The 15756-nt window shown below is 64.9% G+C and carries 17 protein-coding genes; 8 read left to right on the top strand and 9 right to left on the bottom strand.

The window, feature by feature from the left end:
* Position 1: 1 nt before the first annotated feature.
* From LPC10_RS01080 to LPC10_RS01055, 6 genes are all read right to left on the bottom strand, one after another.
* Positions 2 to 460 carry a nitrate reductase cytochrome c-type subunit gene (locus tag LPC10_RS01080; protein ID WP_370644709.1) on the bottom strand — a complete coding sequence of 153 codons (459 nt, stop codon included), beginning with the start codon at positions 458 to 460 and terminating at the stop codon, positions 2 to 4.
* Complete coding sequence (napA, locus tag LPC10_RS01075) at positions 460 to 2976, bottom strand: nitrate reductase catalytic subunit NapA (protein WP_231345077.1); 2517 nt, start codon at positions 2974 to 2976, stop codon at positions 460 to 462. Before napA ends, LPC10_RS01080 begins: the two co-directional genes overlap by 1 nt.
* Positions 2977 to 3015: 39 nt before the next feature.
* Positions 3016 to 3324, bottom strand: coding sequence for a chaperone NapD (locus LPC10_RS01070; protein ID WP_082912045.1), 309 nt, complete (start codon positions 3322 to 3324; stop codon positions 3016 to 3018).
* 9 nt (positions 3325 to 3333) lie between these two features.
* Positions 3334 to 3465 carry a periplasmic nitrate reductase, NapE protein gene (locus tag LPC10_RS01065; RefSeq protein ID WP_370644622.1) on the bottom strand — a complete coding sequence of 44 codons (132 nt, stop codon included), beginning with the start codon at positions 3463 to 3465 and terminating at the stop codon, positions 3334 to 3336.
* 348 nt (positions 3466 to 3813) lie between these two features.
* Positions 3814 to 4059 (bottom strand): hypothetical protein, encoded by a 246-nt coding sequence (locus LPC10_RS01060; RefSeq protein WP_063987349.1) that lies wholly within the window; start codon positions 4057 to 4059, stop codon positions 3814 to 3816.
* A gap of 210 nt (positions 4060 to 4269) precedes the next feature.
* Positions 4270 to 4626, bottom strand: coding sequence for a hypothetical protein (locus LPC10_RS01055; RefSeq protein ID WP_231345076.1), 357 nt, complete (start codon positions 4624 to 4626; stop codon positions 4270 to 4272).
* A 327-nt stretch (positions 4627 to 4953) separates the two neighbouring features.
* Between LPC10_RS01055 and hemA the strand changes: the two genes are divergently transcribed.
* Positions 4954 to 6252 (top strand): 5-aminolevulinate synthase, encoded by a 1299-nt coding sequence (hemA, locus tag LPC10_RS01050; RefSeq protein ID WP_063987347.1) that lies wholly within the window; start codon positions 4954 to 4956, stop codon positions 6250 to 6252.
* 156 nt (positions 6253 to 6408) lie between these two features.
* Complete coding sequence (locus tag LPC10_RS01045; protein ID WP_131801313.1) at positions 6409 to 6627, top strand: hypothetical protein; 219 nt, start codon at positions 6409 to 6411, stop codon at positions 6625 to 6627.
* 100 nt (positions 6628 to 6727) lie between these two features.
* Here the strand turns inward: LPC10_RS01045 and LPC10_RS01040 are convergent, their stop codons facing one another.
* Positions 6728 to 8053: an IS701 family transposase gene (locus LPC10_RS01040; protein ID WP_231345075.1), complete on the bottom strand. Its 1326-nt coding sequence runs from the start codon at positions 8051 to 8053 to the stop codon at positions 6728 to 6730.
* A gap of 143 nt (positions 8054 to 8196) precedes the next feature.
* On the opposite strand from LPC10_RS01040, the gene LPC10_RS01035 reads away from it, so the two are divergent.
* The 5 genes from LPC10_RS01035 (at position 8197) to hxsC (ending at position 12583) form a co-directional block, all read left to right on the top strand.
* The gene (locus LPC10_RS01035; protein ID WP_231345074.1) at positions 8197 to 8862 is read left to right on the top strand and encodes a thermonuclease family protein; all 666 of its coding nucleotides are present in this window, start codon (positions 8197 to 8199) and stop codon (positions 8860 to 8862) included.
* Positions 8863 to 9319: 457 nt separating this feature from the next.
* Positions 9320 to 9607: a His-Xaa-Ser repeat protein HxsA2 gene (hxsA2, locus tag LPC10_RS01030; protein ID WP_131801342.1), complete on the top strand. Its 288-nt coding sequence runs from the start codon at positions 9320 to 9322 to the stop codon at positions 9605 to 9607.
* A 24-nt stretch (positions 9608 to 9631) separates the two neighbouring features.
* Entirely contained in the window at positions 9632 to 9934 is a 303-nt protein-coding gene (locus LPC10_RS01025; protein WP_131801341.1) for a hypothetical protein, read from the top strand.
* 7 nt (positions 9935 to 9941) lie between these two features.
* Positions 9942 to 11399 (top strand): His-Xaa-Ser system radical SAM maturase HxsB, encoded by a 1458-nt coding sequence (gene hxsB, locus LPC10_RS01020; protein WP_063988008.1) that lies wholly within the window; start codon positions 9942 to 9944, stop codon positions 11397 to 11399.
* A 128-nt stretch (positions 11400 to 11527) separates the two neighbouring features.
* On the top strand, positions 11528 to 12583 hold the full coding sequence (gene hxsC / locus LPC10_RS01015) for a His-Xaa-Ser system radical SAM maturase HxsC (RefSeq protein ID WP_231345073.1): 1056 nt from the start codon (positions 11528 to 11530) through the stop codon (positions 12581 to 12583).
* Between the two features lie 15 nt (positions 12584 to 12598).
* On the opposite strand, the gene LPC10_RS01010 is transcribed toward hxsC, so the two are convergent.
* Positions 12599 to 13436, bottom strand: a protein-coding gene (locus LPC10_RS01010) for an IS5 family transposase (RefSeq protein ID WP_114416014.1) whose coding sequence is annotated in 2 segments (ribosomal slippage) — positions 12599 to 13078 and positions 13080 to 13436 — 837 coding nt in all. Because the reading frame shifts where the segments join, the coding sequence is not laid out codon by codon here.
* A 102-nt stretch (positions 13437 to 13538) separates the two neighbouring features.
* Positions 13539 to 14840, bottom strand: a complete 1302-nt coding sequence (locus tag LPC10_RS01005; protein WP_231346936.1) for an IS701 family transposase — start codon at positions 14838 to 14840, stop codon at positions 13539 to 13541.
* Between the two features lie 153 nt (positions 14841 to 14993).
* On the opposite strand from LPC10_RS01005, the gene LPC10_RS01000 reads away from it, so the two are divergent.
* Positions 14994 to 15748, top strand: a protein-coding gene (locus LPC10_RS01000) for an IS5 family transposase (RefSeq protein WP_231345072.1) whose coding sequence is annotated in 2 segments (ribosomal slippage) — positions 14994 to 15315 and positions 15315 to 15748 — 756 coding nt in all. Because the reading frame shifts where the segments join, the coding sequence is not laid out codon by codon here.
* Positions 15749 to 15756: the final 8 nt, after the last annotated feature.

Raw genomic sequence — 15756 nt, 5'->3', positions numbered from 1 at the left:
CTCAACGCCCCCGCGGCTCGCCTTCGACGAGCGCGTCCATGTCGACGAAGGTGTTCGGCACCAGTGGACGGGCGCCGGTCTGCGGCACGTGGCAAGCGAGGCAAGCGTAGCGGCGCGGCGAGACGCCACCCAAGGTGTTCCCTTCTCGGTCCTGATAGTGGGTGACGCTGATCATCGGCGCCTGCGACTGCTCGGTGAACTTGCGCGCATGGCAGGACAGGCACTTGTTCGCGTTGAGGTCGAGCGCGTAACCCTCGATTGCGTGCGGGATCAGGGGCGGTTGGTCCGGGTAGTTGCGCTTGCGCCGGACGTCGTCAGTGATCTGTCGCTGCATCGGCGGGGCAGCCGCCTCCTTGGTGAACGGCGCCGGACCGGTCAGCCGCGGGGCTTCCTGCGCGAACAGCGCCCCCGCGACGAGGCATGTTACGCCCGCGACTGCGGAAAGCAGGAAAGGACGCATCATTCCGCCCCACGTTCCGTCATCGCCACACCGATCACCTTGACGGCGCATTTCTTGAAGTCAGTCTGCTTCGAGATCGGATCCGTCGCGTCCAGCGTGGCCTTGTTGATCAATTGGCTCGCGTCGAAGAACGGGACGAAGATGCGGCCCGGCGGCATCTTGTTGCGTCCCCGCGTCTCGAGGCGCGAGCGGATCTCGCCGCGTCGCGACACGATGCGCACCTCTTGGCCGCGCCGGAGGCCGCGCTTCTGCGCGTCGTCGGGATGCATGAACATGACAGCGCCGGTGAAGGCCCGGTAGAGTTCGGGCACCCGCATCGTCATCGAACCAGAGTGCCAGTGCTCCAGCACGCGGCCCGTCACCAGCCAGAGGTCGTATTCCTGATCAGGCGACTCGGCCGGGGGCTCGTAGGGCGCCGCCATGACGATCGCCCGGTGGTCCGGGTTGCCGTAGAACTGAACGCTGCTGCCCTTCTCGACATAGGGGTCGTAGCCCTCGCGGTAGCGCCAGCGCGTCTCCTTGCCATCGACGACAGGCCAGCGCAGGCCGCGGACCTCATGGTAGCGGTCGAACGGCGCCATGTCGTGACCGTGGCCACGCCCGAACGCGGCGTACTCCTCGAACAGGCCCTTCTGCACGTAGAAGCCGAATTGCTTGGATTCGTAATTTTCGTGGTCCGCGGCGATCCCGTCCAGGCCGAAGCGGTCGACGTTGCCGTTTCGCCAGAGCACGTCGAAGAGCGACTTGCTCTTGTACTCCGGATGGGCGGCGAGGGTTTCCGGCGACCAGACCTCGTCGGTGGTGAACCGCTTCGAGAATTCCATCAGCTGCCAGAGATCCGACCGCGCATCGCCCGGCGCGTTGACGAGTTGGCGCCACATGTGGGTGCGGCGCTCGGCGTTGCCGTAGGCTCCCTCCTTCTCCACCCACATGGCGGTCGGCAGCACGACGTCGGCCGCCATGGCTGTCACGGTGGGGTAGGGATCGGAGCAGACGACGAAGTTCGCCGGATTGCGGTAACCCGGATAGGTCTCGTTGTTGGTGTTTGGGGCCGTCTGGAGGTTGTTGTTGCACATGATCCAGTAGGCATTGAGCTTGCCGTCCCGGAGCATGCGGTCCTGCTGCACCGCGTGGTAGCCGATCTCGCCGTTCAGCAGGCCCGGCGGCAGCTTCCAGATCTCCTCGGCCTTCTTGCGGTGCTCGGGGTTGTTGACCTGCATGTCCGCCGGCAGGCGGTGCGAGAAGGTCCCGACCTCGCGGGCCGTGCCGCAGGCAGACGGCTGCCCGGTGAGGGAGAACGGGCTGTTCCCGGGCTCCGCGATCTTACCGGTCAGGAGATGGATGTTGTAGACGAGGTGGTTCGCCCAGACGCCGCGTACGTGCTGGTTGAACCCCATGGTCCAGAGCGACATCACCTTGGTCTTTGGGTCGGCGTAAAGCTTCGCGAGCGTCAGGAGGCGCTCCTTCGACACGCCGCTGAGCTCGGCAGTCTTCTCAAGCGTGTAGTCGCTCACCATCCGGGCATAGGCGTCGAAATTCGACGCTTGGGAGACCGCAGCCTCGTTGGCGTGTGCGGCGCGCTGCTCCAGCACGTGCTCGGGCCGCAGGCCGTAGCCGATGTCGGTGTTGGCCATCCGGAAGTTCACGTGACGCTCGACGAAGTCGCGGTTCACGGCGCCGTTCTGGATGATGTAGTTCGCCACGAAGTTGAGGATCGCGAGATCGGTCCCCGGCTTGAAGATAAGGGTCTGGTCGGACAGGTCGGTCGTCCGGTGCTCGTAGGTCGAGAGCGTCGCCACACGGACATGCGGCGCGCTCAAGCGGCGGTCGATGATCCGGGTCCAAAGGATCGGATGCATCTCGGCCATGTTCGAGCCCCAGAGCACGAAGGCGTCGGCATGCTCGAAGTCGTCGTAGCACCCCATCGGCTCGTCCATGCCGAAGGTGCGGATGAAGCCGACGGCGGCCGAGGCCATGCAGTGGCGGGCGTTCGGATCGAGGTTGTTCGAGCGGAACCCGGCCCGCATGAGCTTGGTGGCGGCGTAGCCTTCGAACAGCGTCCACTGGCCGGAGCCGAACATGCCGACGGCCTTCGGACCCTTCTCGCGCAGGACCCGCTTCCACTGCCGGGCCATTTCGTCGAAGGCTTGTTCCCAGGAGACCGGCTGCAATTCGGCGTTCTTGTCGAACTTGCCGTCGCGGACGCGCATCAGCGGCTGCGTGAGACGGTCGGCGCCGTACATGATCTTGGAGAGGAAGTAGCCCTTTACGCAGTTGAGGCCGCGGTTGACCTCGGCCTGCATGTCGCCGTGCGTCGCCACCACGCGGCCGTCCTTCACCCCGACCATCACGCCGCATCCGGTGCCGCAGAAGCGGCACGGCGCCTTCGACCATTTCAGGGCGATATCCTCGCCTGCGGCAAGATTCTGGGCGTGGGCCGGCAGGTCTACACCGGCGACCGCGGCGGCGGCGGCGGCGGCCTGTGCCTTGAGCAAGGTCCGTCGGGACACGTCCATGAGCGGCTCCTGGATAGGGGGCTTCGCCAGCCGACGGGCCTAGTCGAAGCGGTGGTAGACGAGGGCGGTGGACAGGACGCCGGGAAGATCCCCGATCTCGCCCAGCCGCCTCACGACGTCGTCCTCTGTGGGGGTCTCCAGGGTCGCGACGATCTTTCCGGCGGGATTTTCGCCGTGCACGTCGAGGCCGGGCATCGCCCGGAGCGCGCCGAGCACCTCTGCCAGTCGCTCGGGCCGGGCATGCACGACGAGACCACTGACATGGTGTTCGCCGCCCACCGCGCCCCCCGCGGCCGGACGACCGCCCAGTAGGTCCCGCCGGGACCACGAGGCTTGTTCACGTGCCATCGTTCGCTCCTAGACGGGCCCCGGAGGGCCGGTAAACGCGTAGTACATCCAGACGAGAAAGCCCCAGCCGGAGACCACTCCGACTGCGATGAAGGGCCAGATCAGCACCGCGAGGATCAGGAAGGTCAGCAGCTCCCGCAACAGACCAGCTCGTGGCGGCGCTTCCCCTTGGACCTTCGGATCTCGCACTGACGGCCTCCCGGCACGGCTCCGTCCGTCGCGGGCGAAGCCGAACGTTGCGGTTTGGTGTCCGCGCGCGGCCGCATCCGGCATGCCGCCCGTGGACGCCCCTGCAGGGTCCGGGTCGCACACCGGCTGCGTGCCGCCGCCGGCATGACGCCATCGCCTCGACGACCGGTCCGATCCCCATGGCGACGGCCCCCTTCTCGGCCCTTGTAGTGGATTGCACGGACGGCTCTTTGCGCCGACGCAAACAAACGGTTCGGCCGAGAGGATTCCCCTTGGAACCCCTTTGCCGCCCCAACGCGATCAAGAGGGTGGGCCGCGCCGGCCGCTGCCCTCGAAACGCGCGACGCTTCGCAGGCCGGCCCAGAGTTCCACCACGTCTTCCTCCTCGACGAGCTCGTGGGCCAGGAGGCGAGCCTCGTCCTCGGAAGCTGCCTGCAGGGGTACCATCCCGGTGACCCTGCCGTTCCGGGCCACCAAGAAGGCCCGGTACGTCTCCAAGGCACCGGGCATGGAGGTCGGGGGAGGGGAGAGTGCGGTCGCTGACATGTCGTGGCTCCCTGTTGGGTGCCGGCGCGGGGGCGTTCCGGCTTTCCTCTGACGCGGCGGACTCGCTCGGAGGCTAGGAAGAAGCGTGTTCGCGGGTTTCGCTGGCAACGCTGGATGTAAACAGAGGCCTCGGACCTTCGATGCCGCACTGGAACAGTTGTCGAGGCGCGCGCTCGCGCGAACCGGAATCCGCTTCGGCGGAGAGGGGGGCTAGGGCAGGGCGCCGATGAGGCGCTTGGCGTCGGAGAGGATGTTCTCGCAGGCGCGCTGGTTACCCTCCGCTTCCTCGGCCGACGCCTCGCGGATCAAGAGGCGGGCGGCGGCGATGTTCTCGCGGGTGGGCCTGAGCTGCGGATCGCCGGGCTGGTCCGCCAGGGCACGGGGCAGGGCCTTTACGGAACCGGTGGTCAGGGTATGACCGGGTTCCAGGCCGGCCACGTGCACGGCGCCGACGCTGTCGAGGCGGCGCTGCAGGGCGCCGACATGCTGCGCACACGGAGTGGCCAGCGCGGGAAGGCCGTACCCGGCGAGTAGGACGGCGGCGAGGAGGAGAGGGGAGGCGCGCATGTCTCGATCTTTTCCTTGGCAGTCGGGCAGGTGGTGACCGTACCGGACAAGCCCCATGTGCAGCACGGCCCGTCGCTGGGCGTTGAGCTGGATCAAGGACGGTGGCGAGACCGGCTCCGGTGCGCTCGAGCCGGACGTGTCGGAAACGTGCCTGTAGGACCGGGAGCGATCCGTCGCGGGCGTGCTCGACCGTTTGATCGACATCAAGGCATGCAGCCGGGCCGTGGGCATAGGCATGCGCGACTTCGCCCCCCTCGCGCTCATCTGGCCGACCGTCCTTGCTCCGTTGCGGCTCGGCATTCGCGATCCCCATGAGGACACCTGCGTATGCGTCTTCGAACGGCTTCGAACACCCTCCGCGCTTTCTCTCCCACGCGAGGGAAAGATGGACACGATTACGCTGGCTTCTTCTCGGCGGCCGTGTCGCGCCTACACGCCGAGCAGCGCTACCGCGTCTTCGCTGATATCGAGCGCATCTCGGGCCGCTTCCCGCAGGCGACGTGGCGGCGGCCGGAGGGCGGCAGCCGCGAGATCACGGTTTGGTGCTCCAACGACTATCTCGGCATGGGCCAGCACCCGGAGGTCGTCGGTGCCCTGACGCAGACGGCCGCCCGCTGCGGCGTCGGCGCCGGCGGCACCCGCAACATCGCCGGCAACAACTCGCCGCTGGTCGATCTGGAGCGTGAACTCGCCGACCTCCACGGCAAGGAGGCGGGCCTCGTCTTCACCTCCGGCTACGTCTCGAACCAGGCCGGCATCTCGACGATCGCCCGGCTGATCCCGAACTGCCTGATCCTCTCGGACGCCTTCAACCACAACTCGATGATCGAGGGCGTGCGCCATTCCGGCTGCGAGAAGCGCGTCTTCCGCCACAACGACCTCGAGCATCTCGAGCAGCTGCTTGCCGAGGCCGGCGATCGTCCCAAGCTGATCGCCTTCGAGTCCGTCTATTCGATGGACGGCGACGTGGCGCCGATCGCGGCGATTTGCGACCTCGCCGACGTCTACGGTGCCATGACCTATCTCGACGAGGTCCACGCCGTCGGCCTCTACGGCGAGCGCGGCGCCGGCATCGCCGAGCGCGACGGCGTGATGCACCGGGTCGACGTGATCGAGGGCACGCTGGCCAAGGGGTTCGGCTGCGTCGGCGGCTACATCACCGGCTCGGGCGTGCTGTGCGACGCGGTTCGCAGTCACGCGGCCGGCTTCATCTTCACCACCGCCCTGCCGCCGGCCATCGCCGCGGCCGCCCACGCCTCTGTGTGCTACCTCAAGCGCTCGAAGGTCGAGCGCGAGGCGCATCAGCGCCAAGCCGCCCGCACCAAGGCGGCGCTGGAGGCCGCCGGTCTGCCGGTGCTGCACACCGAGACCCATATCGTGCCGCTGATGGTGGGCGACGCCGAGCTGTGCAAGGCGACGGCCGACCGCTTGCTGGAGCAGCACGGCATCTACATCCAGCCGATCAACTACCCCACCGTCCCGCGCGGCACCGAGCGGCTGCGCATCACGCCCTCCCCCTTCCACGACGACGAGCGGATCAGCGCGCTGACCGCGGCCCTGGTTGAGACCTGGGACACCCTCGGGATCCCGCGCGCAGGCACCGCATTCGAGATCGCCGCTGAGTGATGTGCCTTCGGGCCGAGGTCCTGGCGGACACCCGAGGTCCTCGAAAGGCGATGCCATCCGTCGACCTCGTCCCGCCCCCCGGCAGCTGGTGGTCATGTCGACGCCGGCGAACGACGATGTGGCCGCGCGGGGTCGGCGGAACGTCGGATCGTCGCCATGCCCACACTCTACCCTAAGCCTCGCCCGTGGCGCCTGAAGACCCACGAGATGCTGCCTGGCGAGAGAATCGTCACGGTGGTCGACCGGGTCGGCATGCCGGTCTGGCGGCCGAACTTGTTCCACGCCTACGAGGTGCGGGACGCAGACAGAGCCTACGGGACCCAGAAGCGGAAGATGTCGCCCATCGTCATCGCCTTCAACTGGGCCGCGGAGTAGGGCATCGACATCGAGGGCCGCATCACGACCTTCGATTTCTTCGCCTACGCCGAGACCAAGAACCTCCAGGCTAGCCTAGCACTACCTGGGCACTTTGAGGTCAGATGGCAGCCGGAAGCGGCGCCGACAGTGTGGGCATCGCACCGGTGGGATGAGATCGACGAACAGGCGGCCGATGATGGCCTGCCGCACGGCCGGCAGGCTCGGAGACAGTGGCGGTCCCGGTAGGCCGGCCACCTTTTTTTCCCCCATCCGTCCGGTCGGGCCCAGCCAGGCGCAGGTGCTGCAGGTAGGCGCAGGCGATGCACGTCATCAGCGCGTGCCGGTGCAGGCCGGTCCAGGAGCGGCCCTCGAAGTGGTCGAGGCCCAGCTCCTCCTTCAGCTGCTGGTGGCCTTGCTCGCACACCCAGCGCGCCTTGATTGTGCCGGCCAGGGCGCGCCGGGTCGTGCGGGGCGGCAGGTTCGAGAGATAGTACTTGCGCTCGCCCGAGGTGCGCCACTCGCCCACCAGCCAGACCTCGGCGCCCGGCAGGTGGCGATTGTTGCCCCAGATCGGACCGTCGCCCACCCGCACGCGGGTCATGGCAAACCGGGCCGCGAGCGCGCCCTTCGTGCCCTGCCGCCACGTCACGCGCCGCCACGGCAGCGTGGCGAGAACCGCCTCGGCCTCCCGCGGTTCCTGATCCGGCACGGGTCTGCGCGCCCTGCCGCCCGGCTCCACTAGCCGCACGTCGGGATCGTAGACCTTCTGTTTCTTGGCGATCCCCACCGCCCAGGTCAGCCCGCGCGCGTCGAGGCCATGCCGAAACACGGCGCTACAGCCGTAGCCGGCATCGGCCAGCACCACACCGAAGCGAACGCCCTCGGCCTGCAGGCGGTCGAGTTCGGCAAGCGCGATCTCGCCCTTGCTCTGCGGCACCACCGCCGCCTCGGGCACACCTGCCCGCTCACACCGCTTCGGGTCGGCGACCCACTCCTCCGGCAGGAACAGGTGCAGGCCCAACGGCACGGGCACCTCGCCCCGCGCCAGGGTGAGGGAGACGAGCGACTGGCAGTTGGCCTTCTTGCCGAGGTGCCCGCAGTACTGGCGCGCCACGCCCACCGAGCGCGTGCCCTTCTTCGGCAGCGCCGTATCGTCGATCACCAGACAGGCATCGGATCCGCCGACCAGCCGGTCCGCGGTACGGGTGAGTTCCGCCCAGAGCGGGCCGTCGTCCCAGGCCGGGCTGGCGATGAAGTGCTGCAGTTGGTCGTGGCCCGGCAGCCCGAGACGGGCGGCCATCGGCTGCAGGCTCTTGCGATCCCCGGGGCCGAGCAGGCCGCGCAGGTACAGCGGCGCCCAGGTCCGCCGCGTCTTGCGCCCCATCGCAGCTAGGAACGGCACCAGCCACGCATCGAGATCCTGACCCAACGGTCTCTCGGCCATGTCCGTCTCCCGCAGTGCCACCGCAGGATCAGAACGCCCAACGCTCTTCAAAGTGCCCAGGTAGTGCTAAGCGCATCAACGAAGGAGTGCTCCCAGTGAGGCTTGCTCTTGTTGCCGCAGTGGTAGCTCTCTCGGGGGCAGCTGTGAAGGCTGAAACGATTAACGGGCGTGCATCTGTGATTGATGGCGACACGCTCGACATTCGTGGAACCCGGTTCAGGCTGCAGGGCGTCGATACGCCTGAGAGCGCTCAGATGTGCGGAGATGCCAACGGTAAGGATTATCCCTGCGGGCGCCGCGCCGCGTTCGCGCTCTCCGACAAGATCGGCCACGGCAACGTCGCCTGTGAGGTGGTGGACAAGGACCGTTATGGCCGTTCAGTCGCTGTCTGCCGGACAGGCGGCGAGGACTTGAATGCCTGGCTCGTAGCCCAAGGGTGGGGCATGGCTTACCGCCAGTATTCCACCGCCTATGTGCGCCACGAGGAAGAGGCCAAGGCTGAGAAGCGCGGGATCTGGGTCGGGCAGTTCACCCCACCATGGGATTGGCGCAGAGGACACCGCGCCGCTGATACGGGAACGCGCCCGGCCGAAGCGGCAACGGCCGAGCCTCGATCCGTGAAGCCGCCGGCAAGAACGGCCGCTGGTTGCGAGATCAAAGGCAACGTCAATCGGAAGGGCGACCGCATATACCACATACCCGGTTCGCGCGATTACGACCGCACCGTGATCAATGAAGGTAGCGGAGAGCGCATGTTCTGCACGGAGGAGGAGGCACGATCAGCGGGCTGGCGCGCCCCTCGTAGCTAAAAGCACCCTTGCGGGAAGAACGGGAACAACGGTTTGATCCGAGCTTATAGAGGGTCGCCCGTGCATACTTCGATAGGATCGAAGCCAGAGAGCGCTGCGTGACGGTGAGAGGCGGCACCTACCTCTTGGATCCGGCTCAAAACGGGACCAGCACAGATGGCAATTATCCGCCAAAAGTTCCAAGGTTCCAATCATCCGTCGCATGTTTGCGCTCCCCTTCCTCAATGGATTGCCACCAAATCAAACGCCCTCAAATGAGTTTTGCACCAATCTGGCCGATAGGTCGGTCATGTGTGCTTTACTGGGTGAGCCGTATGCAAGCTGCTTGATGCCAAGTACCGCGTCACTACCGCCCGTTCTGTTTTAGCTTGACACCAAGGCATACGCCCTTAGTACTATCCTGAGCGGTCGCGTACATGGGTATGCGAGAATCTGCCTCTGCGAATCGGGGGATCGAATGTCCACGAAGAAGCGTCCGAACATCTTGCCGTTGGCAGCCGCTCTGGCAGCTTTTCCTGGCGCGACTGTTATGGTCGCGACTGAGGCCAAAGCCGATGTCCCCACCTCTGGTGCAACGGATTCTCAGCTTTCCGGCAAGGTGTTGCCTGAAGCAAATATGTTCGTCTCCACTGGTAAAGATCTTCTGAGCTTCACCGTTGGACGCGGCGCGGACGGCGTGATGTTCGCCGATCACCGTTCCCACTCGTCGCATTCATCCCATTCGTCGCATCATTCGAGCCGGTAGCTTATTTCGGTGCTAGAAACTTGTGTGACGTTCGATCGGGCAACACAAAGCCTCGGCGCATTGCAAGCTGCTGCGTATCGCTTTATCGCAATCGGCACATGTCAAATCAATGCAGAGGGTGATCGCCTGATCTGCCACCTCGTGGCAGCCCAATCGCCAAAGGCAATCCGACTGGCGACGCCCCGAGATTTGCAAGAACGCTTTCTTAATCTTGTTACCGATGAAAACCTTCGCGAGAAGATCGCGAGGGAGACCAATCACATCCGTGATCTTGTCATGTCGCTGGCGTTCGGTGCTCTGGCCCAAGAAGATTCGTCACGGAGATAGGTGAATCATGTCGCGTTTTGAGCCGGCCGCTGCGTTTCAGCCGGCTGCAAAGAGCGAACTGCTACTCTTGCCAATGCGCTTCGAACCCATCAGCGCAGACACTTACGTCGCCGCCAATCTGGTTGGCGACATGCTGCTCCTGTCCCGTCATGAATTGGAGCGGATCATCGCCTTGGACATCATCCCGGGCGACGGACTGTACGAGCGCGCGTTCGCAAAGTTGCTTGTGGCTCAGAAAGGCCAGCGATCGCAGCTTCAATTGCTTGCGTTGCGAATGCGCAGCCGAATGGCGTTCCTGCGAACGCCTACCCCGCTTCATATCTTCGTGGTGACACTGAGGTGCGAACATTCTTGCCCTTATTGCCAAGTATCGCGCCGTAGCACCGACAAAGATCGCTTCGACATGCACGTCGACACCGCCATGCGCGGCATTGCGGTCGCTATAGCTTCACCGTCAGATGCGATCAAAATCGAGTTTCAGGGCGGCGAGCCCCTGCTGAATTTCGATCTGATCAAGCTCATGGTAGTAGCTGCAACCGAGCAAGCGCGGATCGCGGGCAAACTCGTCGAGTTTGTGATCACAACTAACTTAGCGTTGCTAACGGATGAGATACTGATTTTCTGCCGCGATTACTCCGTCTTGATATCCACCTCGCTGGATGGCCCAGCCGACATCCACAACCGAAACCGGCCGCGCCCCGGCGGGAACAGCTACGACCTTGCCGTCGATGGGATTCGGCGGACCCAATCGTTTCTGGGGAAGGACCGTGTTGGCGCGCTGATGACGACGACGGCCGCCAGTCTCGAACGGGTCGAGCAGATCGTGGACGAATACCTCGCGCTTGGTCTCGACGGCATCTTTCTACGGTCGCTATCGCCATACGGATTTGCTGTAAAAACCAAGCAGATCTCGAAATACGACTCCGACGATTGGCTTGCTTTCTACGAGCGCGGCCTGCGCTACATCCTTAAAATCAACAAGAACGGCAACCATTTCCCTGAATTTTATGCGGCGATCCTGCTCAAGCGCATGCTGACTGATCGCCCGATTGGTTATGTCGATCTGCGCAGCCCAGCCGGTATCGGCCTCGGCGCACTCGTCTACAATTACGACGGCAAGGTCTTCGCCTCTGATGAAGGGCGGATGCTGGCCGAAATGGGCGACACAACGTTTGAACTCGGCGACCTGAACGAGGACGATTACCTGTCACTCGTCTACTCTGATAAATTGACTGCCATCATTAGCGGCTCGCTGTCGCAATGTGCTCCGCAATGCTCAAGCTGTGTCTTTGAGCCTCATTGCGGCGCTGATCCGGTCTACCACCATGCGACGCATGATGATTATACTGGCATCAAGCCGCTGTCTGAGTTCTGCAACCGGCAGATGGGCATCTTCAAGCTGCTGATCGACCTGCTCGAAAACTCACCTGAAGATGCTGCAATCTTGAGACGTTGGGTCCAGTAATGAAGCCCCTCGCCTTGCGAGCCTCCGCGCTCGCCAGTCATGGATTCGATCAGCAGGTTGGCGGCGTTGTACTCCGAGCACGAAGTGTAGCGTCGGACGGACCAATAACGAACGATGACGCTGCGCTAGTGAACAGCCGTGCCGATGCTTCCGTTGCCTCGGAACGGGGTTACCGGTCGGTCATCGTGTTCGAAGACAACGCGCTTGAGCCCAACGATCTCCAAGACTTCGCTCGGACCGCGCATTTCTCAAAGAGCTTGAGTTACGTCGGCGACGGCGACGTCATCGGCTTCAATCCACGGATTGGACGCGCCCACGTGCTCTATAGAAAAAGCGCGAAGCACAACTCGTTCTTGGTCACAGAGCGATGCAATCACTACTGCTTAATGTGTTCGCAGCCTCCAAAGCGGGCTGACGATAGCTGGATCTTCGATGAAATCGCTGCGGCGTTGCCGCTGGTGGACCCGAATGTGAAATCTTTGGGTTTCACGGGGGGCGAGCCATTGCTGCAATGGGAGCGCTTCCTGCCGCTTCTCGCCCAGGCACGGGACACCCTGCCTCGGACGGCGCTTCACGTCCTGAGCAACGGCCGAGCCTTCGCGGACCCGGTCGTGACCGAAGCCTGGGCAGCGCTGCGCCACCCCAACATCTGCGTTGGCATTCCAATTTATGCCGCCTCGGACCATTTGCACGACTACATCGTTCAAGCAAAGGGCGCGTTCGACGAGACAATTCTGGGCATCCTTCGTTTGAAGGACAAAAGCCAAAAGATCGAAGTTCGAATCGTACTGCACAAACTGACAATACCAATGCTCGTCGAGACTTCCAAATGGATTGCTCGCAACTTGCCGTTCGTCGACCATGTCGCCCTGATGGGCCTAGAAAACACTGGATTTGCGCTCGCGAATCAGGATGCACTCTGGATTGATCCAGAGGATTATAGAACTGAACTCGCCCTTGCGGTCGGCGTTCTGGCCTCTGCTCACATAACGACGTCGATTTACAATATTCCTTTATGCCTCGTGGAGAAATCCGTTTGGCAATATGCCGTCCAGTCGATCTCAGATTGGAAAAACGCATATCTTCCGGCTTGCAGCGAATGCTCCATCCAACCGCGCTGTGCTGGGTTCTTCTCGTCCGGTCGGCTGAGAACCAGCCGAGGCATTCAACCGGTCCACGTCTAGGGCGTCTCTGCAAAGTCATGTGAGCCAGAGCATGGTCATGCCAAGCGTGACCATGGCGAGGTAGTTGGCCGCCCGTTTCTCGTAGCGGGTGGCGATGCGGCGATACTGCTTGAGCCGGCCGATCAAGCGCTCGACCTTGTTGCGCTCGCGGTATGCGGCCTTGTCGAAGTCGAACTGGCGGAGCTGGTCCTTGCGGGTCGGGATCACCGGCTCGATCCGCCGCTGCCTGAGGCGGCGACGGGCCGGTGGGCTGGAGTAACCCCGATCACCCGCTGTCCGACGGGGCCGCAGGCGCGGGCGGCCTCGTCCTTGCCGCGGCACCGCACCCTTGTCCATCAGCGCTTCCAGCGCGAACTGCTCATGGCGTTCGCCCGCCGTGAGCACGGCCGTGATCGGCTTGCCCCCGCCCTCGGCGCGCAGATGCAGCTTGGTGGAAAACCCGCCCTGGCTGCGCCCGAGCGCCTCGCCCCCGCCCTCGACCGTTGCCTCACCCCCCGATGGCGCCGGACCGGCGGGCCCCGGCGGCGTGCTGGTGGGCGCGCACCACCGTGGCGTCCACGAAGTGCAGGTCCCAGTCGAGATCGCCGCGGGCATCCGCTTGTGCCTGCAGCCGCTGCAGCACACGGTCGAACACACCGGCCTTGCGCCAGCGGTAGAACCGGCTCGACACCGTTCCCACAGCACCATAGCGCGCGGGCAGATCCTCCCAGGGTGCGCCGGTGCGCAGGATCCAGAGCATGCCGTTGAGCACTTGGCGGTGATCCTCCGCAGGCCGGCCCGTGCGCGGCTTCTGCGGAGGCAGCAACGGGGCGATCTGCTCCCACTGCGCATCGGTCAGTTCAAAGCGTCGCATCAAGCCCACATGGGGCCGCTAACCCCATCCGTGAACCCTTTGCAGAGACGCCCTAGCACTACTTTGGCAGATTGCCTTCAAGGTGGCTGGTCGAGGGCGGCCTCACAGTACGGGCATCGCCGCGGTGGTGACCGGCTGAGGTGATCCAGGATGGCTTGGCGGATGGCCGGCATCGAGGGCTGGGGCGGTGGGCAGGCGATTCTTTTTTTTCCGTCCCGTCGCTGTGAGGCGCCGGGATTGGAGGAAGGCGTAGGCCATCATCGTCATCAGCGCGTGGCGATGCAGCCCGGTCCAAGAGCGGCCCTCGAAGTGGTCGAGGCCGAGTTCCTCCTTCATCTGCTGGTGCGCCTGCTCGCAGATCCAGCGCGCCTTGATCGTTGCGGCCAGTTGCTTGAGGGTCGCGTCGGCGGGGAGGTTCGTGAGGTAGTATTTGCGCTCGCCCGAGCCGCGCTCCTCGCGCACCAGCCAGACCTCGTCACCGGGCAGGTGTTGGTTGCCTTTTGTGCCGATCCGCTGGGTCGGACCGTCGGCCATCCGGACGCGCAACGCGCAGAAGCGGCCCCGCAGCCGACCCTTGGTGCCGTGCCGCCAGGCCACCGCCCGGCCGGTCATGTCTGCCAGGATCGTCTCGGCCGCAACCGAGACCTGATCCGGGACGTGACGCTTGCGCGGTCGTCCGCGCCCCGCGACGGGGAAGATCATCGTCACGTCGGCTGGATAGACCTTGCTGCGTCCCGAGATCCCGACAGCCCAGGTCAGGCCACGCGCGCTCAGGGCCTGTCGGAACGGGGCGGACCCATAACCCGCATCGGCCAGCACGCAGCCGAAGCGCACGCCCCCCTCCCGGACCCGGTCGATCTCCGCGACGGCGATCTCCAGCTTGGTGCGGGCCTCGCGCCGGTCCTCGGGGACACCGGCCCTGCTCATCCGGTGCGGGTCGCTCGTCCAAGTCTCGGGCAGGAACAGCGCCAGGCCGACCGCCACCGGCACCTCGCCGCGTGCCAGCGTCAGCGACACTAACGTCTGGCAGTTGGCGGTCTTGCCCAGCGTCGTGGCATATTGCGGCGCCACCCCGACGGAGCGGTTGCCCTTCTTCGGCAACGCGGTGTCGTCGACGACCAGGACCGCATCCGCCCCGCCGACAAGGCGATCGGCCTCGCCGAGCAGCGCCCGCTGCAGCGGACCCTCATCCCAGATCCCGGCCGCGATGAAGTGGTGTAGCCGGTCGTAGGAAACCCCATCGGCCCGAGCCGCCATCGGCTGGACGCTCTTGCGATCACCCAGGCCGATGAGCCCGGCCACGTAGGATGGGCACATCGCCCGGCGTGCCGGATGCGACAGGCCAGCCAGGAACGGTTGCAGCCATCGATCCAGATCGTCGCGCCATCCGCCCGCATCCGACATCGCGATCACCCACGTCTATCGCCGTGGCATGCGAAGCCGCGAACACCCGCTGCGTTCCCTCAACCTGCCAAAGTAGTGCTAGGTCGTGAACCCATAACGGCTGGCACGGATAAGGCGTGTCGTCGTTAGCCTTCTTGAGACGGAGGGTTCTGGATGGCGCGGTTTGACCTGACGGATGCGGAGTGGGGGGTGATCGAGCCGCTTCTGCCGACGGACGTTCGCGGCAAGGAGCGGGTAGACGACCGGCGGGTGCTCAACGGCATCTTCTGGCGGCTGCGCACGGGTGCGCCCTGGGCCGACATCCCGGCGCGCTACGGTCCCTACACGACCTGCGGCAACCGCTTCCCGCGCTGGCGCAAGCGCGGGATCTGGGACCGGCTTCTGGATGCGGTGTCAGAGGCTTACGAGGGCGATCTGCAGATGATCGACGCCACCAGCGTGCGGGTGCACCAGCACGCGGCCTGCGCCCAAAAAATGACGGCGGATCCGGTGGCATGGGTCGCTCGCGCGGCGGCCTGACGAGCAAGATCCACGCGCTGGTGGATGCCGAGGGCCGTCCCGTGGCGCTCAAGATCACGGAAGGCCAGGCGCATGATGGGCGTTCGGCGGCCGACATGCTGGACGGGTTGGGTGCGGGGCAGATCCTGCTGGGTGATCGGGCCTACGACAGCGACGCGCTGCGGGCCCGGATGGCAGAGCAAGGAGCGTGGGCGAACGTGAAGCCGATGCCCAATCGCAAGCAGGTGCTGGCCTTCAGCCCCTTCTTGTATAAGTACCGCAATCTTGTCGAGCGCTTCTTCAGCAAGATCAAACACTTCCGGGCCATCGCCACACGCTACGACAAGGACCCAGACAACTTCCTCGCCAGCGTCAAGCTCGCAGCCCTCCGGGTTTGGCTGCGAGCTTAATGAGTCCG

The sequence above is a fragment of the Methylorubrum sp. B1-46 genome (assembly GCF_021117295.1).
In the GTDB taxonomy this organism is placed as follows: Bacteria; Pseudomonadota; Alphaproteobacteria; order Rhizobiales; family Beijerinckiaceae; genus Methylobacterium.
Note: the sequence above shows the minus strand (reverse complement) of the source record. Positions and strands in the feature narration are given on the sequence as shown.